We start from the raw sequence: 18620 nt of genomic DNA, 5'->3' as shown, positions 1-18620 counted from the left end.
CCTTACTGGGATGAGCGTAGCAACGCCTACTGGTCTGACGACAGGGTTATTAGCTGCATGCCGCAACTGGTAGGTCCTGCCACTGGGGACGGCATCCGATGCCGAGGAGTCCGAAGACGGTGTTGACGGATTCGCGGAGGGTTTCAAGTTGGGCCCGCGAGCGCCTGTGGGTGGCAGTTGCTTCTGCCACTGTGGTTTTCCGAAAACGGACTTTGTCCCCTGGCCTCGCTTGGGCCAGGACATCCAGTCCGGTGCTGGTAACTACTGCGAGTACGGGATACCCGGCGGTGACGCCGCGGCCCCGGTGCAGTACCAGCAGCTCTTCCCTTGAAGGAACCTCGACGGCGCCCACTGGCACTCCGCGGGAAAGGACTTCGCCGCTTGAGGTTCTTTCCGGAAGTTCCCCGCCGAGCCGCAAACCGATGTGGTTGCTGCGGCCACTGACGGAGTATTCCGAGGTAAAGAGCAACTCGCCGGATTCACCAAACTCGGCGACGTCCGGCCCGTCGGTCACGTCGACCAACAAGTCTGAGTCCATGCGGGGCCGTTCAAGGCCCAGCCGGAAGAGCGGAAGATCAAAATACGGCTGACGAACGGGGCCAACACTCTTGCGGGCCAGGAGGCTGGTCCCTTCTTTGAGCTGAAGCCCGAAGCCCACCACGGTGTCCGGGGCGACGCTGCCCAGCAGTGTTTCTGCCTCGATCGAGCCGTGGACGGCCAGGTACGCGCGGAGGCCGTGGTGGATCCCCCGGATGGACACTGTTTCACCTGCACGGACCGAGACGGGTTCCCACTGGCTGGAGGGGCGCCCACCAATGGTGAGCGTGAGCGGAGCACCAGTGACGGCGATCAGGATGTCGGTGGTGGCCTTCATCCGGAAGTCGAGGGCGGTGATCTCTACCAAGGGATGGTTGTCCAGGTTGCCGGCCAGGATGTTGGCGGCACGGGCCGAGTACTGGTCCAGGGCACCGTTGACGGGAAGTCCGAAACGGGGGCCGCGGGTCCTTCCAAGGTCCGTGACAACCGAATTGCCGGGCTGCTGGATCAGGATTTCGCCGCTCATGGCAGGGGCTCCAGTTCCATGCCCACGAAGTCGCTGAAGTCCTCGGAGCGGATCTGCCGGAACCGCAGGATGTCGCCCGGCTTGTAGGGGACCAACGGTTCACGACGGATGTTCAGGACTGACAGCGGGGTCTGTCCAATGACGCACCAGCCTCCGGGGGCCACCGCCGGAGCGATGACAGCTTGTCGCCCGGCTACGGCCACTGCACCAGCGGGAACGCTGAGCCGTGGGTCCTTGAGGCGCGGCACCGGTTTGGGGAACGCGGGGCCATCCATCATGGGCGAGCCTGCGGGCGCGCCCAGGCAACGAACGGTGTAGGTCTTTTCAGTGTGGAGGCGGATGACTTCGTCCGCAGCAATCCCTTGGTACTGCGCAACGCGCTCCAGGTCCGGACCGTACTCGCCGCCATAGGCCACGGGAACGTCGAACTCGCGGGGTGCGTTGGCTGTCTCGCCGGAATGGGCGATTTCCAGGAGACCGAGTTTGACGAAGGCGCGCACCTGGCGTGCCGAAACGAGGATCGGATCGAATTCAACCAGCACGGAGTCATAGGTAGGAACTGCTCCGTGCAGGCCTTCAGCGCCGCAGCTTTCCAGCCAGTCGGCCAGTCCGTGCACGGTCAGCCAGTTCTGTTCGCCCGCTTCGGAGATAGCAACCACACGCAGTGCGGAGTCTCCGGATTCGTAGATCTCGGTGGGAGCCGCTGTGAGCACGGGCATCTCAGGCCGCCTTCCTCTTGGCGTCCATGACCTCCGTGAGGGGGGAGATGGTGACGCCGGCGGAGATGAGTGCGGAACGGATCCGGCGGGCCAGTTCCACGGCGCCGGGGTTGTCCCCGTGCAGGAGGAGGGTGTCGACGTCGATGTCCAGGTCCACACCGTTGGCGCAGCGGATCTTGCCCTCAACCACCATGCGGAGCGTGCGCTCAACAATCTCCGTGGGATCGTGCAGCACAGCACCTGGCTGGCTGCGGGGAACCAGCGTGCCGTCTTCCTGGTAGGCACGGTCCACGATGCCGACGATTGCGACGTCGAGCCCGGCGTTGCGTGACGCTGCAGCCAGTTCGCCTTCCTGGGCCACCACGATGAGCTCGTTGTCCACGCGGGCCGCAGCGTCAACCACAGCCTGGGCGTAGTCGGCGCGGACAGCGACGAGGTTGCCGAGCCGGCCGTGCGGAGCGATGTGCGTGACCTTGGTGCCGTGGAAAGACGCGAAGCCGTTGAGGGCACCCAGTTGGTACAGGACATCGTTCTGTACCTCGCTGGCAGAAAGTCCCATGTCACGCCGACCAAACCCACGCAGGTCCGGGAAGCTCGGGTGAGCCCCGATGCCTACTCCGCGGCGAACGCATGCGGCAACAGTGGCGGCCATGATGTCGGGGTCACCGGCATGGAACCCGCATGCGATATTGGCACTTGTTACGATCTCCAGGAGTTCGGAGTCGTCGCCAATGGTGTAGGCGCCAAATCCCTCTCCAAGATCCGCTACAAGATCAATTGTCGGGTTCACGTGGTTCTCTTTCCGTGGGTTTTTTCATTGGAATTTAATTCCGAGGAAACGGCAGGCGCTCCTGGAATCCCAAAGCGTCGCCTGAAGTTCTTTCCAAAAGTCTCGCATCGGTCAACCACGTTGCACAAAGACCTAATAGCTATCCCGTGATAGCTCTCCGTTATGACCTGCACCACCCTGTACTGTGTCTTGGGTCCCACAGGCGCCCGGATAGAATTTCCCTAACGCATGCCACCCGGGGACGTGGCCCTCCAGGAAGGCAGACCGATGGATACGCGCAAGCTCTCATACTTCGTGCAGATCGTTGATTCAGGCAGCATCACCAAAGCCGCGGCCGCGCTCCACGTGGCCCAGCCGGCCTTGAGCCAGCAGGTATCAGCGCTGGAGAACGACCTCAAGCAGCGCCTGCTGATCCGTAGCAAACAAGGCGTGGAACCCACCGCTGCCGGGCACACGCTCTACCGCCACGCACAGTCGATCCTGCGGCTGGTGGAACAGGCCAGGCAAGACGTCGCATCCTCGGGGGCCGCACCCTCCGGCCGCGTCTCCATAGCGATCGCGCCTTACAGCATGGCCTCCAGCCTGACACCCCAGATCATCAGCGAAGTTGGCCGGCGCTACCCGGACATCGTGGTCCATCTGACGGAGATCTTCGGCGGCGTATTGAGCGAGGCCATCAAGAACGGCCGCCTGGACATGGCACTGATCTACGAGCCCGGGAAGATCCGTGGGGTTCAGTTCACCACCATGATCGTGGAAGACCTCCACTTGGTGGTGCACCCTGATGTGGACATCGACCACGGCAGGGACACCATCACCCTTGCCGAAGCCAGCACCGTGGGGCTGTTCCTCCCGGAAAAGAACCACACCCTGCGCCAGCTCATCGAGAAGGGTTTGGCTGATCAGGACCTGCCGTTGAAACTGGTGGGCGAAGTGGAATCCGTCCCCTCCCTCACCCGGCTCATCCGCGCCAACCTCGGCGGCACGGTGTTGCCCAAGTCGGCCGCGGATGCGCTCTTCCCGGACCAGGACTTCAAGGTGCTGCGGATCGTGGAACCCGGACTGCAGAGCAAAATCGCCCTCTGCACCCCGGACCACGAGCCACTGTCCGAGGCTGCCTCTGCCGTGCTGCTGGTGGTCAAGGAGATGCTGCATCAACAATTGATCAACAAGTATGGGACCGACCCCGTGCAACTCCCGGCCCATCCATAACAAAGCCTTATCCGGACAGACAGCTTTGGTCTTATTCAAGACCGTATTAATTTCCTAATATCGAATTAACAAACAATTCGAAACCAGCTCACGGATTCCGCGGGCAAGTTCAAAGGAAACAACGGTGAAAAAGATCAGCACAGCCGGATGGGTATCAAATCCAACCCGCGGAACGGTCAGCGCACGGACCGGATTCCATTGCCCCCGGAATGGTTTTTGGCGTCCGCTCGGAGGGATCGGCGAGCCGCTGTTCGTCTTTGAAGGCAGCCTGATGCCCACGCACGCCGGCAACAGCATCGAATGGCACTTGGTGGACACACGGCCCGGGCACTCCGGACTGGACTGAGCCAGCCCCCGCGACCCGGCCACCCGTCGTCGAACGTCAAGCAGAGCTGCAGCATCCTAAGGCGCCATGCCCCCCGTAGAGACCTAAGAGTCCTAGTGACCCAGGAGTCCTAGTGACCCAGGAGTCCGGGCAAGGCGCCTTTCCCATGCCCAAAAACATGCTGGAAGGCACGCCGAAAGGGCCGGCCCCGCGCCCTTCAAGACGCGGAGCCGGCATTGGCGCAAGAGCCTAGTCTTCGACCAGGAGGCCCTTCTCCTTGAGCTTGTCGGTGAGGCCGCACAGCTCGATGGTGTTGCCACCGTCGTGGTAGAGCTTGATGAGTTCGCGCTCGTGGTCGTCGCGGGCCTGGGACAGTGCGATGACTTCCTCCGCCTCCTCGCGGCGGACAACCACCACGCCGTCAGCGTCACCACGAAGGATGTCGCCGGGATAAATGATTTCGTCGCCGAAGACGATCGGGTGGTTGATGGGGCCGAGGGTTTCCTTGACAGTGCCCTTGATGCTGACGCTGCCGGAGAAGACGGGCAGGCCGAGTTCAATCAGGTCCTGGGTATCGCGCACGCCGGAATCAGTAACCATCGCGGCGATGCCCTTGGCCTTCATGGCGTTGCCCAGGACGTCACCGAACGTGCCGGCTTCCGCCATTTCCTGGGCGCCGACCAGCACCACGTCGCCGGCCTGTGCGTAGTGGATGGCGACCTGGAGCATGAGGTTGTCCTGGGGTGCGCAGGCGACCGTGACGGCGGGACCGCAGAAGGACATGGAACGGTCGATCGGCTTGATCCTGGAACTCAAGGCGCCACGGCGGCCCTGTGCTTCGTGGATCGTGGCGGAGGAAAAGGCCGCGAGGCGGCTGACGACGTCCGCATCGGGGCGCTCGAATTTGGTCTTGACGTGGATCATGGTCTGAATCTTTCTAGTTGAGGGCGTTGACGGCATCGCGGATGGAGTCCACGCCGGCGTTGATGGTCTCCAGCGAGGTGGCGAAGGAGATCCGGAAGTACGGGCCCAGGCCGTAGGCCGAGCCTTGGATGACGGCCACGCGTGCGGCGTCCAACAGGTAGAGCGTGAAGTCCTGGTCGTTCTCGATGACCTTGCCGTCGGGCGTAGCCTTGCCGATTACCCCTCCGCAGTTCACGTAGGCATAGAAGGCGCCTTCAGCCGGCGCGACGGACAGGCCGTTGATGGCGTTGAGACCCTCGACGGCGGCGTCCCGGCGCTTGCGGTACACCTCCACGCTGTCGCGGACGAACGACTGATCACCGTTCAGCGCCGCCACTGCGGCGGCCTGGCTGATGGACGACGGACACGATGACGTCTGGGATTGCAGCTTGTTCATGGCCGCAATCAGGGGAGCCGGACCTACGCCGTAGCCGAGCCGCCAGCCGGTCATGGCATAGGCCTTGGAGACGCCGTTGACCAGCAGGATGCGGTCCTTGAGCGCCGGCACCGCCGTGACCAGGCTGGTCACGCGGCCGTCGCCGAAGTGGATTTCGTCGTAAATCTCGTCAGTGAGGATGAAGACTTGCGGGTGCTGCTCAAGGACCGCACCGAGTGCCTGCAGTTCCTCGCGGGTGTACACGGCGCCGGTGGGGTTGGACGGCGCGTTGAGGATGAGCCATTTGGTGTTGGGGGTGATGGCCTTTGCAAGGGCATCCGGGGTGAGCTTGAAGCCCGTATCTTCGCCGCAGGCAACGATCACAGGAGTGCCGTCGTTGGCGAGAACCATGTCCGGGTAGGAAACCCAGTACGGCGCGGGGACGATCACTTCATCGCCCGCATTAAGGGATGCCATCAGGGCAACGTACAGGACCTGCTTGGCTCCGCCGCCGATGGTCAGCTGGTTGCGCCCATAATGGTGGCCGGTGTGGCCCTCGATTTTGCGCAGGATGGCGGTCTGCAGCTCCGGCGTGCCAGTCACCGACGTGTACTTGGTCTCGCCGTTGTTGATCGCCTCGATGGCGGCGGCTTTGATGTGGTCCGGGGTATCAAAGTCCGGCTCGCCGACGGTCAGGTCGATAATCGGGATGCCTTCGGCTTTGAGTTCGCGGACGCGGGCGGCCGCGGCGACGCTCGCTGAGGACTTGATGCGGGTGACCCTCGACGCCGGCAGGTAGTCGGACATGTCTCCTCCAGGAATGTGGGACTCAGGACGCGCGGATTCGCGTATCCCCTTTTTCGAGACTAGGGATCCGTGGGCGCTGTGGATAAGACCTAATGTGCGTGGATCTATAAGGGGGTCTTATGACGTGGATCCCGCTGTGGGGTTTCTGCAGGCATTGGCTGGACAGAATCCGCACAGACGCGCCTTGGGACACTTCTTCCATGCACTTTGCTTATGGGTTCACGCGGTATTGGTATTTCCTTGCACCGGTGAACACTGCCTAGATTCGAAGGGTCAGAAGCGCTGTTCCGGAACCGAAAGGGAGCCAATGCCGGCCCAAACCAGCTCAGCCCCCGGCGTTTCACTGCAAGGTCGCGCAGCCACCGGACGGTACGCCTACCGGGCGAAGGCAACGCGACCGCAGGCCCCGGACCACGCTGAACGTGCCAAGCTCGCGCAGGCCTTAGGGGTCCATCGGCAGGTCCTGTCCCACGCAACGGCCGCCATCCGCACCCTTACTGCTGCCCGAAACGAGCTGATCGCCCAGGCGATTGAGGACGGGCTCACCATCGCCACTGTTTCAGCGGTCACCGGGGAAAACATGAAATCAGTCAGGACCATCGCTTTGGCTTATGACGATCTCCATCCGAGCGGCCTCCCCCGCAGCACGCAGGTGGCTGCGTTGAAGCAGAAAAGCGGGGAGCTCAGGACAGCCGAACGGCATCGTGACCAGATCACGGAACGCCGCGGGGCACTGATGGTGATCGCCCTCCGGAACCAGGTCTGCGATGACTTGGAGCTCGCCTCGCTGACCGGACTCACTCCTGACCACATCCGCCGGGCAACGCGGGGAATCGCCCGGCCGGCCTAGTGTCTCCGGCCCTCACCGTTGAACCCGCCGGCCCCGGAAGGTAGAACGGGTAGATGAGCAACGATGTGAATTCCTGGATGGACAAGTACGAACGCGCCTGGACGTCGAATGAGCCCGACGACATCCGGGCGCTCTTCACGGAAGACGCCGTCTACAACGACAGGCCCAACACCTCAAAACCCTGGAACGGCCACGAAGAGATCGTCAAAGGGTGGGCCGACGCCGGTGACAAGCCCGAGGATTGGACCTTCGAGTGGACGCTCCTGGGCAGGGAAGGCGATACTGCCTTCGTCCAAGGCCTCACCACGTATCTGAACGGGGACCCCACCTACGACAATCTGTGGGTGATCCGCTTCGCTGAGGACGGCCGGGCACGCGAGTTCACGGAATGGTACATGGCCCGCAAATAGCTAGCGGGGTTTGTACAGGAGGTTGGGGTGGACCTGGGTCCATCCGTCGTATTTCGACTGGCCGGCATCCACGCCGTCGTTGATGAGCTTCGCTTGTGAATCGTCAAAGTTAGTCAAGGTGACGATGTCCTCACCAGTCGCTACCGCTGCGCACCCCGCCCTCCACCGCCCCGGGAGTCCTACAGGCACCGTAATCAAGCAGGCAGACCCACCAGTGGAACTCTTGGCCGCGAAGTACTCCACATCGTCGTGGGTGGCCAGCAATCGGGCTGACCCCGCTTTGATGTCCGTATCCACACTGATGAGGCTCACGGTCTCCGGAAGCTCGTCCTCGGCCGTCGCTTCCCGCGCCAGGACATCCGGGCCAGTCGGCGACGAACAACCGGCCAGTCCGAGCACGGCAACAACGGAAGCTACAGCTACAACACGACGATTCATGGCACTGCCCCCTCAGGCTCTCGTTCCCTCGAGCCTAGCCCACCGTCTACCGCGGACAAGAACAGGTCAGTAGCTTTCGCGCTCAGCCGTTTCAGACACGGGAATGAACGTTGACGCGAACCCTTCCGACGCGCGGGCCAGCACCGCGACATCGGCGCCGACCAGCACAAAGGAGGCACCGGCGTCGAGATAGGCCCGGGCGGTTGCCTCGTTGAAGGCGTTCACGCCGGCCGGTTTCCCAGCCGCTTTCGCGGCTTCAAGGCAATGCTCGACGACGGCCCTCACCATGGGATTTTCCTGCTGTCCCAGCAGGCCCATGGAGGCTGCGAGATCCGAGGGGCCCAGGAAGATGCCATCCACGCCGTCGACGGCCAGGATCTCCTCCACCGCGGATGCTGCGGCTTCGGATTCGATCTGGACGGTGAGGCTGATGGTCTCCGAGGCGGTAGCCAGGTAGTCCGGGACGCGATTCCAGCGTGCAGAACGGGCCAGTGCGGATCCGACGCCGCGAACACCGTGCGGCGGGTAGCGGACAGCGGCAACCGCAGTTGCGGCGTCAGAGGCCGAGTTCACCATGGGGATCATCAGGTTCTGCACACCGAGGTCCAGGTACTGCTTGATGACCACGGTGTCGTTGACCGGCGGGCGGACCATCGCCTGCACGGGGTAACCGCTGACGGCATGGAGTTGGGCGAGGATCGACTCGAGCCCGTTGGGACTGTGCTCGGCGTCGATCAGAACCCAGTCCAAGCCTGAACCGGCGCAGATCTCGGCGACCAGTGGGCTGCCGGAACAGACCCACATGCCCGCCAGGGGCCGGCCGGCCTCAGAGAGTGCCGAGTAGAAGGTGGGGCTTAGTCGAATTGGCATGTCACCACTCCCAACGGTCCGTAGTCCGCGTGCACGGTATCCCCTTTGTACACCCACAGCGGGCGCGTAAACGAGCCCGCGAGGATGATGTCTCCGGCCTTCATCGAGTCCCCATGCGCGGCGATCTTGTTGGCCAGCCAGTGGACACCGTTGGCCGGGTGGTCCAGAACTCCGGCTGCGACTCCGGTCTCTTCCACGGTCTGGTTTTTGTACAGGATGGCGGAGACCCATCGGAGGTCGACGGCGTCCGGCCGCACCGGGCGGCCGCCCACCACCATGGCGCCCATCGCCGCGTTGTCCGAGATGGTGTCCACGATGGTCCGGCCCTCCATCTCGATCCTGGAGTCCAGGATTTCGAGGGCCGGAACCACGTAGTCGGTGGCGTTGAGGACATCGAAAATGGTGCATCCGGGCCCCTTGAGGCCCGACTTCAGTACGAACGCCAGTTCCACTTCAACCCGTGGGTGCGTGTACTTGTCCCACTGCACCGAACACCCGGTATCCAGGACCATGTCATCAAAAATGGCACCGTAATCCGGTTCGGTGATGCCTGTGGCGGCTTGCATGGCCTTGGACGTGAGGCCGATCTTGCGCCCCACCAACGTGCGCCCGGCTTCCTCGTTCCGCCGCATCCACAACTGCTGCACGGCGTAGGAGTCCTCCACCGTCATGTCGGGGTAGCGGGCAGTCAACCGAGGAACCGGCGTACGGGAGCGGCCGGCTTCGAGGAGCTCGTCGGCAATGGCTTCGATCGTCTTCGCGTCCAACATGGTTCTAGACCTGCGCCCCGAGCTTGAACCCTTCGGCAGCTTCGCCGGACGCCGCGTCCGGGCGGGTGTAGGAGAAGCCGTCGGCGCCCACGGTGACGGCCATTTCGGATTTGTCTTCGCGTTCGATGATGGGCTGTGGGTTGCCGTCGAGGTCCAGGACCAGGGAGGCCTCGGTGTACCAGGACGGGACCACGGGGTTGCCCCACCAGTCGCGGCGCTGGTTGTCGTGGACGTCCCAGGTGACGGTGGGGTTGTCGGGGTCGCCGGTGTAGTAGTCCTGGGTGTAGATCTCCACGCGGTGGCCGTCCGGGTCCAGGATGTAGAGGTAGAACGCGTTGGACACGCCGTGGCGTCCGGGGCCGCGTTCGATGCGGTCGGAGATGCGCAGGGCGCCCATCTTGTCGCAGATCTGGATGATGTTGTGCTTCTCGTGCGTGGAGAACGCGATGTGGTGCAGGCGGGGTCCGTTGCCACCGGTCAGGGCGGTGTCGTGCACGGTCTGCTTGCGGTGCATCCACGCGGCGTAGGTGACGCCGTCGGAATCCTTGATGTCCTCTGAGACGCGGAAGCCGAGGTCCTCCAGGTACTTGCGGCCGCGCGGGACGTCCGGGGTGACCTGGTTGAAGTGGTCCAGGCGGACCAGTTCGCCGGCGGAGTAGAGGTCGTAGCGCTGGGTGAGGCGTTCGACGTGCTCTACGTCGTAGAAGAACTCGTACGGGAAGCCCAACGGATCTTCCACGCGGACGGAGTCGCCCACGCCTTTGGTGAAGCCGTCCTTGCGGCGCTCCACCCGGCAACCCAGTTCGCGGTAGTACGCCTCGGCGGCGTCCACTTCAGCCGGGGACTTCACGCGGTATGCGAATGCTGCTGCTGCGGCCACCGGGCCCTTGCGGAGCACCAGGTTGTGGTGGATGAACTCCTCGAAGGAGCGCAGGTAGATGGTGTTCTCGTCTTCCTCGGTGACGTGCAGGCCGAGGAGGTCCACGTAGAACGCGCGGGATTTGGCCAGGTCCGTGACTACGAGTTCCAGGTAGGCGCAGCGGACGATGTCCGGTGCCGGGACCGTGGGCGTGGGGATGGGGCCGGTGAAGTTGCTCATGGGATTCTCTCTTCGTTGAAAGGGGTCATTTGGATGGAGTTTTTGTACAGGTACGGCCCTTTAGAACGGGTTTTAGGGGCGTTATCTGTACAAAAACTCCGAGTTTAGGCGCCGAATTTGGGGGTGTGAACGGATCCGAGCGTGATGTGCACGGCCTGCTGGTCGGTGTAGAAATCGATGGAGCGGTAGCCACCCTCATGGCCCAGGCCGGAAGCTTTCACGCCACCGAACGGGGTCCGGAGGTCGCGGACGTTGTGGCTGTTGAGCCACACCATGCCGGCCTCCACGTTTTGGGAGAAGTTGTGGGCCCGGGTCAGGTTCTGGGTCCAGATGTAGGCCGCCAGGCCGTACTTGGTGTTGTTGGCCAAGGCGAGGGCTTCGTCGTCGTTCTCGAAGGGCGTGATGGCCACGACGGGACCGAAGATTTCCTCCTGGAAAATCCGCGCGTCAGGCGCGACGTCGGCAAACACCGTGGGTGCGATGTAGTTGCCTTCGGGCAGGTGGTCGGGTCGGCCGCCGCCGGCCAGGAGCCGCCCTTCAGACTTGCCGATCTCCACGTAGGACGCCACCTTGTTGTAGTGCTCCGGGTGAACCAAGGCACCAACCTGGGTCTTGGGATCGTGGGGATCGCCCACCACGATGTTCTTGGCCCGGGCGGCGTACTTTTCACAGAATTCGTCGTAGATGGCCCGCTCCACCAGGATGCGGGAACCGGCCGTGCAGCGTTCGCCGTTGAGGGAGAAGACCCCGAACAATGCCGAATCGATCGCGGCATCCAGGTCGGCGTCGGCGAACACGACGCACGGGGACTTGCCGCCGAGCTCCATGGACAGGCCCTTGAGGTTGGCTGCGGCGTTGCGGAAGATGGTCTGGCCCGTGGTGGTCTCGCCGGTGAAGGAGATCAGCGGTACGTCAGGGTGCTTCACCAGGGCATCGCCGGCTTCTTCGCCCAGGCCGTTGACCAGGTTGAATACACCGTCGGGCAGGCCGGCGTCCTTGAAGATCTGCGCCCACAGGGACGCGGACAAGGGGGTGAACTCAGCAGGCTTGAGCACCACAGTGTTGCCCGTTGCCAAGGCCGGGGCGAGCTTCCAGGACTCCAGCATGAACGGGGTGTTCCACGGGGTGATGAGGCCTGCGACGCCGATCGGCTTCCGGTTCACGTAGTTGATCTGCGAGCCCGGGACCTTCATGGCGTCGTCGAACTGGGCCACGATCAGGTCCGCGAAGAAGCGGAAGTTCTCGGCTGCTCGGAGCGCCTGGCCCTTGGCCTGGGTGATCGGCAGGCCGGTATCGAACGTTTCGAGTTCGGCGAGGCGGGCTTCCTGGGCCTCCACGGCGTCGGCGATCTTGTTCAGCACACGGGCACGTTCGCGCGGCTTCATCTTCGGCCACGGGCCATTGACGAAGGCTTCGCGTGCCGCGGCGACAGCGAGGTCAATGTCTTCCTTCTGGCCTGCAGCCGCGGTGGCGTAGTTGCCGTTGGACACCGGATCCAGGACATCGAAGGTCTTGCCGGACACGGAGTCAACGAACTCGCCATTGATGAAGTGCTGGATGTGGGACGGCAGGTTCTCGGGAATGTAGTGCTTGGCGGTCTCTACAGAGGTCGTCATCGTTGAAGTCCTAACTGGTGATCAGTGTGGCGGTTTACTGTTTGGCTTGCGCCAAGTACGCGTCCAGGGTGGCGGCGCGGTGCTGGCGGGCTGCTTTTTCGATGGTGTCGGCGTCGGCCGCACGCTCAATGAGCTGCAGCAACGCCTCGTGCTCACGCACCGATTCCTGCGCGCGGCCGGGGACGAATCTGAAGGTTGAGGACCGAAGCGAGGCCAGCCTGTTCCAACCCCGGTGGACCAGGTCGAGAATGTGCGGGTTGGGGCAGTGTTCAAACAGGACACTGTGGAAATCCTGGTTCAGCGCGGTAAAGCGGACGGGGTCGAAGTGCTCCAGGCACTCACGCATCTCCTCGTTCACCGCACGCGCCCGGGCAATGGCTACCGAGTCGATCAGCGGTGCGGACAACGCGGTGGCCGCACCCTCCACGATGCTCAGGGTCTGCATCGTATAGAGGTACTCGGTGGGGTCGATCCCGGCCACCGTGGCGCCCACGTTCCGTTCAAACTTGACCAGCCCTTCGGCCTCCAGACGCCGGATCGCCTCCCGCACGGGAACCACGCTGAAGCCCAAATCCTCGGCAATTTTCGCGAGCACCAGCCGGTAACCCGGCGTGTACGTCCCTTCAATAATTCGAGCCTTCACGGCGGCATACGCCTGCTGTGACTTGCTTTGGGAGGCACTTTCGACGGCGCTGCTTCCGACGGCGGTTTCAGTCACTGTGGACTCCTTCCCCGGTTTGCCGGCGAGCGGACCATTCCGCGTACCGTGCCTGCCATGCCGCGTTCATGGGGTAGAGCCCATCCACGCTGTTGCCTTCCTGGACCATCTGGAAGATGAACGTCTCTTCCTTTTCCTGGGCGATGCAGTCATCCACCAGTTCCTCGGCGATGGCCGGCGGGATCACCAGGATGCCGTCGGAGTCGGCCACGATGATGTCACCCGGCTGGACCGTCGCTCCGCCGCAGGCGATGGTGATGTCCGTGTCCCACGGAATGTGCCTGCGCCCGAGGACTGCGGGGTGGGGGTTGGCGAAGTACGTGGGCATCTCCAGATCGGCCACCGCCGAGTAGTCGCGGACGCCGCCGTCAGTGATGATCGCAGCAGCTCCCCGAACCTGGGCACGAAGCGCCAGGATGTCCCCCACAGTGCCAGTGCCCTTCTCGCCACGGGCTTCCATGACCAGGATTTCTCCTTCGTTCACGGAATCGATCGCGCGCTTCTGGGCATTGAAACCGCCGCCATGGGTCTTGAAGAGATCCTCGCGGTTGGGCACATAACGCAAGGTCCTGGCCAGGCCCACCACCTTGCGGTCCGGGCGGGTGGCCTGCAGGCCGTCGATGCTGACGTTATTCAGCCCGCGCTTGCGGAGCTGGGAAGAAAGGGTTGCCGTGGCGACGCTTTCCAGCTTCGCCTTCAGCTCCGGTGTCAGGACACTTGCGGCAGCGGCCGGTTCAGAAGGCAGCCCTGCCGCTTCCCGCGATCCGTACGCTTCCTCCCGCTGGATGTCATCAATCTTGGGCCGGGCACCAAAGTCAGCGAACGGCGTCGTACCTTCCGTTACCTTGGTGGCCAAACGGCCGCTGCTGAAGCCGCCACCGGTGACCTCAATTTCGACGACGTCACCCGGCTTGGCGACCGACGCACCGGCGGGGGTGCCGGTGAGGATGATGTCGCCCTCTTCGAGGGTGAGCAGCTGCGAGAGGTCGGCGACGAGCTGCGCGAACGGGAAGAGCAGGTCCTCGGTGGTGTCGTCCTGGACGAGGTCCCCGTTATGCCAGGTGCGGATCCGCAACTGGGTGGGATCGACAGCGTCGGCCGGGATGAGCGCGGGTCCAACGGGGGTGAAGCCGTCGCCGCCTTTGGACCTGACGTTGGAGCCCTTGTCTGCGTAGCGGAGGTCGTAGACGCCGAGGTCGTTGGACGCAGTGACCCATTCGACGTGGCTCCATGCATCGTCAAGGCCAACGCGGCGGGCGGACTTGCCGATGACCAAGGCGATTTCGCCTTCGTAGCCCAGCAGTTCACAACCCGCGGGACGCTCAACGGCGCCGGGAGAGTCAGCGGAGCCGAGCGCCAAGGACGAGGACGGCTTCAGGAAGTACGACGGCTGCTGCGGAGTACGCCCGCGCTGTGCCGCACGGCTGGGGTAGTTGATGTGGACCGCAATAACCTTGCGCGTCCGGGCCAGCATGTCCTGGCTCAGTTCCTGGGTCCGGAACTCCAGTGTCACGGCGCCTCCTCTTCGTCGGGCTGCATCAAGTACGAAATCGTATACGATAACTATGACCCGCGATCAGCGTCCCGTCAACCCCCTCCCGGAACCCACCTAAGTCGCAACAGAGGGCGTTTTGAGCGCTCATAACACCCTCTGCTGCGACCTACTTGGGGGATGCTGGTAGTGGGAAAGGGAGGTCCACGGTGGAGAAGAACGAGCCCGAGCTGCTGAGGTTTGCCAGCGGAGCAGACTGGGAGGGCTGGCTGGCTGTACACCACGACACTGAAGCCGAAGCCTGGCTGATAATCGGCAAGAAGAACTCAGGCGCCGGACTCATCAGCATCGAAGACGCCCTGGACGGCGCACTCTGCTTCGGTTGGATCGACGGCCAACGCCGCGGAAACGACGAGAAAACCTTCCTGCAGCGATACTCGCGTCGCCGGGCCCGCAGCTCGTGGTCCCAAGTCAACGTGGGAAAAGTGGAGGCCCTGATCCAGGCTGGACGCATGCAGCCGGCGGGCTTCGCCGAGATAGACGCCGCCAAGGCTGACGGGCGCTGGGAAGCAGCGTACGTTTCGCAAGCCAACGCCGAGGTTCCCGAGGACCTGGAGGCCGCGCTCGCAGGAAATCGCGCCGCCAAGCAAGGTTTCGAACGGCTGGGTAAGACCGAGCGCTACCTCATCATCCTGCAGGTACTCAAGGCCCGCACCCCGGAGTCCCGCGGCAAGATCCTGGCGAAGGTTGTGCAAAAGCTGGCCGACGGAGACTAACGGCCCCTACAAACTGTCGGTGGGCTCCCGTAGGGTACCCGCATGGACATCATCCTTGTACCCGGTTTCTGGTTGGACGCCTCGTCATGGGAGGAGGTGACTCCCCCGCTGGTGGCCGCAGGACACACGGTTCATCCGCTGACGCTCCCTGGGCTGGAATCCGCCGACGCCTCCCGCGCCGGCATCGGCCTGCGCACACACATAGATGCCGTCGCGGCGAAAGTTGACTCCCTGGACGGCAAAGTCATCCTTGTAGGCCACTCAGGTGGCGGGGCCATCATCCATGGCGTGGCAGATGCCCGCCCAGACCGGGTGGCCCGTGCCATCTATGTGGACAGTGGCCCTCTCGGTGAGGGCGGGGTCATCAATGATGAATTGCCCGACGACGGCGACGACCTCCCGCTGCCGCCGTGGGAAGCGTTCGAGGACGAGGACCTGGTGGACCTCACCGATGACCTGAAGGAAGCTTTCCGCGCACGCGCCATCCCCGAACCCAAGGGCGTTGCTTTTGACCAGCAGCATTTGAGCGACGTCCGGCGCTACGACGTTCCTGCCACCATCATCGCCTGCCAGTTCCCGTCGTCATTGCTGAAGGAGTGGATGGACGCCGGCCATCCCTTTACCGCCGAGCTCGCAAGGATCCACGACGTGGACTACATCGACCTGCCTACAGGACACTGGCCCCAGTTCACTAAGCCCAAGGAACTAGGAGAGGCAATTTTGACGGCCGCGAACCGCAGCATCTAGCTGGGAACTAGGGACGGGGCGGAGTATTCGTGGCTGGTCCTTCCGGCGCTGCGCCGCCCTCGTCCGTCCAGTCACTTCCGGTGGTGTCATCCAGGGCGGGATCCGACACTACGTCTGACTTGATGGTAGGGACGGTGGTTGCTGCCGGTTCATGCGTGGACGAACCCGTCCGTTGGCCCGCCTTCGGCGAGGTGATTCCAGGGAACATCGCCTCGGCCCTTTCCATCAGCTTCTTGCCGGCCTCATAGAGGTTGTCCAAGACATCCGGCACCGACTCCTGTACAGCTTCGGCGGCCTGGTGTACGTTCTCTTGGACGTCAGGGTTCTTCCAGAGCTTTTCCGTGCCTCCACGTACCCGCCGAAACACCTCCGGCCAGGACTTCGATCCCCATACGTAGCCGACGGCCACTCCAACGGCGAACAATGCTTTCCCTTTCACAGGAATCACTCCTTTCGAGGCGTTATTCCTCGACACTATCCCCGTAGCCTGCGCGCTGTCACCTGCGCATTGATTGCAGGCCGACCAACAAAGATTTGCTGGAATGGGACAAACGACTAAAATAATGCGCCAAGCGGCGGATAATCGCCGGCGGCCCCCGAACCACGACCCGAGGAGTGAAAACCATGGGACTGGATGACTGGATGATGAATACTGCTGAGGAATCAGTTGGCAGGCCAAGGAGGCCGCCAAGGAAGTCGGAGACTCCCCGTGGATGACCAGCAGCCCCGTAATCCGGCCAGCTCGGGGCTCCATCCACGGGCAAGTAGATAATCAGGTTACTTGCTACTGGTTCCCGGAGCGGCTAGCGTTGCAGTTGTAGTACTGAGCCCGACCCCCCATCGGCAGGAGTGCTTTACTGGCTGCATTTAACAAATTCATCGGGTTGCATTGGCTTTTCCGTTCCCGTACATCGCGCGGCCTCCAAGGGCCGCATTTCGGCGCCTTAAATGCGGAAAAGGCGCCCGATGAAGTGACCGCTTCAACACGTTCATGGAATTTCCATCGACAAAGAAAGTAGGAGCAAAAATGGGTTTCTTTGGTTTTCTTCTGCTCGGTCTTTTGGCCGGTGCCATCGCAAAGCTTATTCTTCCCGGACGCCAAGGAGGCGGCTGGTTCATAACCCTCTTGCTGGGCGTGGTCGGCGCCTTGCTGGGCGGCTGGATCGGCGGCCTGATCTTCGGCGAGGGACTAACGGAGTTCTTCGCCATCCGAACCTGGCTCCTGGCTATCGGCGGCTCACTCATCGTGCTGCTGGTCTACGGGCTGGTCACCAGCCGCAGGACGCACCATGGCTGATCACCCGAACCGCGACGCCAACGGCGACGAACTCGAAGGCCAGTACTCCGAGGGCGATTACGGCGACACCGGAGTGTCCCCTGAGACCCTGAAGGACGACGCCGGCGGCGACTACACAGAGGGCGATTACGCCGAGAAGACTGTTCCCTCGGCCGACGCCGAACTCGACGAACACAATACGGAAGAGACCCCTGCGGACCGGCCCTTCTCATCCGAACCTGATGAAGAAGCGTCTGGCTCCAGCCGGCCGTAGTACCTGAACGCCGGCTCCTCCACGAGATCCAGGAACCCGGAGTGCTGCAACTGCAGCCTCCGGGTTCTTGCGTTGTCCGGAGCCTGATAATTTCGGGCAAGGATTGTTGGGCCATCACCACTGTGGCCCGCGTAGCGTCGGTGCAAGGAATGGAGGCGACTGTGCACGAATGGAACAGGGCCGTGGAGCTGATCGAGCATGACCTGACCGCGACCGTGGAGGTGAGCACCCTGGCCCGGACCGCTTTGACGTCCGAATATCACTTCCGGCGGATGTTCTCCTCCCTGGCTGGCCTCCCCATCTCGGAGTACATCCGCAGGAGGCGGCTAACGGCGGCCACTGCGGAAATCCTTGAGGGCGGAACAGTCCTGGACGTTGCGGTCCGCTACGGATACGGCTCAGCTGAAGCGTTCACCCGCGCCTTCAAGGCCATGCACGGGCTGACGCCGTCTGAGGCCAGACAGCCTGGCGCCGTTCTCCATTCCCAGCCTCAGCTGAGGTTCCATCTCCGAGTCGAAGGGAATACCGACATGAAGCACCGCATTGAGGACAGGCCTGCTTTCCGCCTTATTGGAATGAAAGCGCGCGTCCCCCTGGTCCACGAAGGACCCAACCAGGCCATCATCGATTTTCAAAGGGGCCTGGACCCCAGTGTCACCCAGCGCATGCTCGGGTTCGCAGACATGGATCCTGCCGGCCCACTGTCTGTCACCGACGCCATCGATGAGCAGCGCACCGAGGGAAGCGAACTGGACTACTGGCACGCCGTGGCATCCAGCCAGGCCGCACCGGAAGGTTTGGACGCCCTTGAAGTGCCGGCAGGTCTGTGGGTCGTTTTCGAAACCGAAGGGAAGTTCCCGGAGGTCCTGCAAAACATGTGGGCGGACGCAGCAACGGAATGGTTCCCGGCCAACCCGTACAGGTGGGCGCCTGGACCTGAAATGCTCAGCGTCCAGGTGGAGGCAGGCGGCACGCACGGACGTGGGCAGTTGTGGATCCCCATCGAGAAGGAAGAAGCAAGGTGATGCG

General features: G+C 63.1%; 22 protein-coding genes. 9 read left to right on the top strand and 13 right to left on the bottom strand.

The genetic code is table 11. The features are described from left to right. Positions 1-49 precede the first annotated feature (49 nt). From ACSSVG_RS11790 to ACSSVG_RS11780, 3 genes are read right to left on the bottom strand one after another with little or no spacing between them, the layout of a single operon-like run. Positions 50-1063: a 5-oxoprolinase subunit C family protein gene (locus ACSSVG_RS11790; RefSeq protein ID WP_492419082.1), complete on the bottom strand. Its 1014-nt coding sequence runs from the start codon at positions 1061-1063 to the stop codon at positions 50-52. Then, positions 1060-1782: a 5-oxoprolinase subunit B family protein gene (locus ACSSVG_RS11785; RefSeq protein WP_231340883.1), complete on the bottom strand. Its 723-nt coding sequence runs from the start codon at positions 1780-1782 to the stop codon at positions 1060-1062. Before ACSSVG_RS11785 ends, ACSSVG_RS11790 begins: the two co-directional genes overlap by 4 nt. Before the next feature lies 1 nt (position 1783). Continuing rightward, complete coding sequence (locus ACSSVG_RS11780; protein WP_492419080.1) at positions 1784-2572, bottom strand: LamB/YcsF family protein; 789 nt, start codon at positions 2570-2572, stop codon at positions 1784-1786. A gap of 267 nt (positions 2573-2839) precedes the next feature. On the opposite strand from ACSSVG_RS11780, the gene ACSSVG_RS11775 reads away from it, so the two are divergent. Beyond that, entirely contained in the window at positions 2840-3784 is a 945-nt protein-coding gene (locus tag ACSSVG_RS11775) for a LysR substrate-binding domain-containing protein (protein ID WP_231340881.1), read from the top strand. Positions 3785-3908: 124 nt separating this feature from the next. Continuing rightward, a complete protein-coding gene (locus ACSSVG_RS11770; protein WP_090824211.1) occupies positions 3909-4130 on the top strand; it encodes a hypothetical protein in 222 nt (73 codons plus the stop codon). Between the two features lie 228 nt (positions 4131-4358). Here ACSSVG_RS11770 and ACSSVG_RS11765 read toward each other — a convergent pair whose 3' ends face one another. Continuing rightward, positions 4359-5033 (bottom strand): 4-carboxy-4-hydroxy-2-oxoadipate aldolase/oxaloacetate decarboxylase, encoded by a 675-nt coding sequence (locus ACSSVG_RS11765; protein ID WP_231340880.1) that lies wholly within the window; start codon positions 5031-5033, stop codon positions 4359-4361. 13 nt (positions 5034-5046) lie between these two features. After that, entirely contained in the window at positions 5047-6255 is a 1209-nt protein-coding gene (locus ACSSVG_RS11760) for an aspartate transaminase (RefSeq protein ID WP_492419077.1), read from the bottom strand. A 307-nt stretch (positions 6256-6562) separates the two neighbouring features. Here ACSSVG_RS11760 and ACSSVG_RS11755 point away from each other — a divergent pair, with 307 nt between their 5' ends. Together ACSSVG_RS11755 and ACSSVG_RS11750 are read left to right on the top strand one after the other, a co-directional pair. Beyond that, positions 6563-7105: a hypothetical protein gene (locus ACSSVG_RS11755; RefSeq protein WP_492419075.1), complete on the top strand. Its 543-nt coding sequence runs from the start codon at positions 6563-6565 to the stop codon at positions 7103-7105. Positions 7106-7158: 53 nt separating this feature from the next. After that, a complete protein-coding gene (locus ACSSVG_RS11750) occupies positions 7159-7515 on the top strand; it encodes a nuclear transport factor 2 family protein (protein WP_492419074.1) in 357 nt (118 codons plus the stop codon). Here ACSSVG_RS11750 and ACSSVG_RS11745 read toward each other — a convergent pair whose 3' ends face one another. The 7 genes from ACSSVG_RS11745 to ACSSVG_RS11715 all read right to left on the bottom strand — a co-directional run bounded on the left by ACSSVG_RS11745 (position 7516) and on the right by ACSSVG_RS11715 (position 14500). Continuing rightward, on the bottom strand, positions 7516-7953 hold the full coding sequence (locus tag ACSSVG_RS11745; protein ID WP_231340876.1) for a hypothetical protein: 438 nt from the start codon (positions 7951-7953) through the stop codon (positions 7516-7518). Between the two features lie 66 nt (positions 7954-8019). Beyond that, entirely contained in the window at positions 8020-8823 is an 804-nt protein-coding gene (locus ACSSVG_RS11740) for an aldolase/citrate lyase family protein (RefSeq protein WP_492419072.1), read from the bottom strand. Next, entirely contained in the window at positions 8808-9593 is a 786-nt protein-coding gene (hpaH, locus tag ACSSVG_RS11735) for a 2-oxo-hept-4-ene-1,7-dioate hydratase (RefSeq protein ID WP_492419070.1), read from the bottom strand. The genes ACSSVG_RS11740 and hpaH overlap by 16 nt, the downstream gene beginning before the upstream one ends. Before the next feature lie 4 nt (positions 9594-9597). Beyond that, positions 9598-10692: a 3,4-dihydroxyphenylacetate 2,3-dioxygenase gene (gene hpaD / locus ACSSVG_RS11730; RefSeq protein ID WP_492419069.1), complete on the bottom strand. Its 1095-nt coding sequence runs from the start codon at positions 10690-10692 to the stop codon at positions 9598-9600. A gap of 104 nt (positions 10693-10796) precedes the next feature. Next, complete coding sequence (gene hpaE, locus ACSSVG_RS11725) at positions 10797-12308, bottom strand: 5-carboxymethyl-2-hydroxymuconate semialdehyde dehydrogenase (RefSeq protein ID WP_144652317.1); 1512 nt, start codon at positions 12306-12308, stop codon at positions 10797-10799. Between the two features lie 34 nt (positions 12309-12342). Next, complete coding sequence (locus tag ACSSVG_RS11720; RefSeq protein WP_492419066.1) at positions 12343-13026, bottom strand: GntR family transcriptional regulator; 684 nt, start codon at positions 13024-13026, stop codon at positions 12343-12345. Next, entirely contained in the window at positions 13019-14500 is a 1482-nt protein-coding gene (locus ACSSVG_RS11715) for a fumarylacetoacetate hydrolase family protein (RefSeq protein WP_492419189.1), read from the bottom strand. Before ACSSVG_RS11715 ends, ACSSVG_RS11720 begins: the two co-directional genes overlap by 8 nt. A 227-nt stretch (positions 14501-14727) precedes the next feature. On the opposite strand from ACSSVG_RS11715, the gene ACSSVG_RS11710 reads away from it, so the two are divergent. Further along, a complete protein-coding gene (locus tag ACSSVG_RS11710; protein WP_492419064.1) occupies positions 14728-15294 on the top strand; it encodes a YdeI/OmpD-associated family protein in 567 nt (188 codons plus the stop codon). A 42-nt stretch (positions 15295-15336) separates the two neighbouring features. Beyond that, on the top strand, positions 15337-16041 hold the full coding sequence (locus ACSSVG_RS11705; protein ID WP_492419062.1) for an alpha/beta fold hydrolase: 705 nt from the start codon (positions 15337-15339) through the stop codon (positions 16039-16041). A gap of 7 nt (positions 16042-16048) precedes the next feature. Here ACSSVG_RS11705 and ACSSVG_RS11700 read toward each other — a convergent pair whose 3' ends face one another. After that, positions 16049-16480 (bottom strand): DUF4555 domain-containing protein, encoded by a 432-nt coding sequence (locus ACSSVG_RS11700; protein ID WP_253464956.1) that lies wholly within the window; start codon positions 16478-16480, stop codon positions 16049-16051. Between the two features lie 588 nt (positions 16481-17068). Here ACSSVG_RS11700 and ACSSVG_RS11695 point away from each other — a divergent pair. The 3 genes from ACSSVG_RS11695 (at position 17069) to ACSSVG_RS11685 (ending at position 18616) form a co-directional block, all read left to right on the top strand. Then, a complete protein-coding gene (locus ACSSVG_RS11695) occupies positions 17069-17338 on the top strand; it encodes a GlsB/YeaQ/YmgE family stress response membrane protein (protein ID WP_231340868.1) in 270 nt (89 codons plus the stop codon). Continuing rightward, a complete protein-coding gene (locus ACSSVG_RS11690) occupies positions 17331-17591 on the top strand; it encodes a hypothetical protein (RefSeq protein WP_492419060.1) in 261 nt (86 codons plus the stop codon). The genes ACSSVG_RS11695 and ACSSVG_RS11690 overlap by 8 nt, the downstream gene beginning before the upstream one ends. Before the next feature lie 161 nt (positions 17592-17752). Further along, positions 17753-18616 carry an AraC family transcriptional regulator gene (locus ACSSVG_RS11685; protein ID WP_492419058.1) on the top strand — a complete coding sequence of 288 codons (864 nt, stop codon included), beginning with the start codon at positions 17753-17755 and terminating at the stop codon, positions 18614-18616. The last annotated feature ends 4 nt before the right edge of the window (positions 18617-18620 follow it).

Source organism: Paenarthrobacter sp. E2MeOHC11 (assembly GCF_058744955.1).
The sequence above is the reverse complement of the archived record's forward strand: the minus strand, read 5'-3'. Positions and strand labels throughout refer to the sequence as shown.

Bases quoted from the DNA above. Each gene is read 5' to 3' on its own strand.
- hpaE (WP_144652317.1), bottom strand. From the start codon at position 12,308: ATGACGACCTCTGTAGAGACCGCCAAGCACTACATTCCCGAGAACCTG.
- hpaD (WP_492419069.1), bottom strand. From the start codon at position 10,692: ATGAGCAACTTCACCGGCCCCATCCCCACGCCCACGGTCCCGGCACCG.
- hpaH (WP_492419070.1), bottom strand. From the start codon at position 9,593: ATGTTGGACGCGAAGACGATCGAAGCCATTGCCGACGAGCTCCTCGAA.
- ACSSVG_RS11745 (WP_231340876.1), bottom strand. From the start codon at position 7,953: ATGAATCGTCGTGTTGTAGCTGTAGCTTCCGTTGTTGCCGTGCTCGGA.
- ACSSVG_RS11690 (WP_492419060.1), top strand. From the start codon at position 17,331: ATGGCTGATCACCCGAACCGCGACGCCAACGGCGACGAACTCGAAGGC.
- ACSSVG_RS11740 (WP_492419072.1), bottom strand. From the start codon at position 8,823: ATGCCAATTCGACTAAGCCCCACCTTCTACTCGGCACTCTCTGAGGCC.
- ACSSVG_RS11765 (WP_231340880.1), bottom strand. From the start codon at position 5,033: ATGATCCACGTCAAGACCAAATTCGAGCGCCCCGATGCGGACGTCGTC.
- ACSSVG_RS11760 (WP_492419077.1), bottom strand. From the start codon at position 6,255: ATGTCCGACTACCTGCCGGCGTCGAGGGTCACCCGCATCAAGTCCTCA.
- ACSSVG_RS11750 (WP_492419074.1), top strand. From the start codon at position 7,159: ATGAGCAACGATGTGAATTCCTGGATGGACAAGTACGAACGCGCCTGG.
- ACSSVG_RS11790 (WP_492419082.1), bottom strand. From the start codon at position 1,063: ATGAGCGGCGAAATCCTGATCCAGCAGCCCGGCAATTCGGTTGTCACG.
- ACSSVG_RS11715 (WP_492419189.1), bottom strand. From the start codon at position 14,500: ATGCTGGCCCGGACGCGCAAGGTTATTGCGGTCCACATCAACTACCCC.
- ACSSVG_RS11705 (WP_492419062.1), top strand. From the start codon at position 15,337: ATGGACATCATCCTTGTACCCGGTTTCTGGTTGGACGCCTCGTCATGG.
- ACSSVG_RS11695 (WP_231340868.1), top strand. From the start codon at position 17,069: ATGGGTTTCTTTGGTTTTCTTCTGCTCGGTCTTTTGGCCGGTGCCATC.
- ACSSVG_RS11755 (WP_492419075.1), top strand. From the start codon at position 6,563: ATGCCGGCCCAAACCAGCTCAGCCCCCGGCGTTTCACTGCAAGGTCGC.
- ACSSVG_RS11785 (WP_231340883.1), bottom strand. From the start codon at position 1,782: ATGCCCGTGCTCACAGCGGCTCCCACCGAGATCTACGAATCCGGAGAC.
- ACSSVG_RS11775 (WP_231340881.1), top strand. From the start codon at position 2,840: ATGGATACGCGCAAGCTCTCATACTTCGTGCAGATCGTTGATTCAGGC.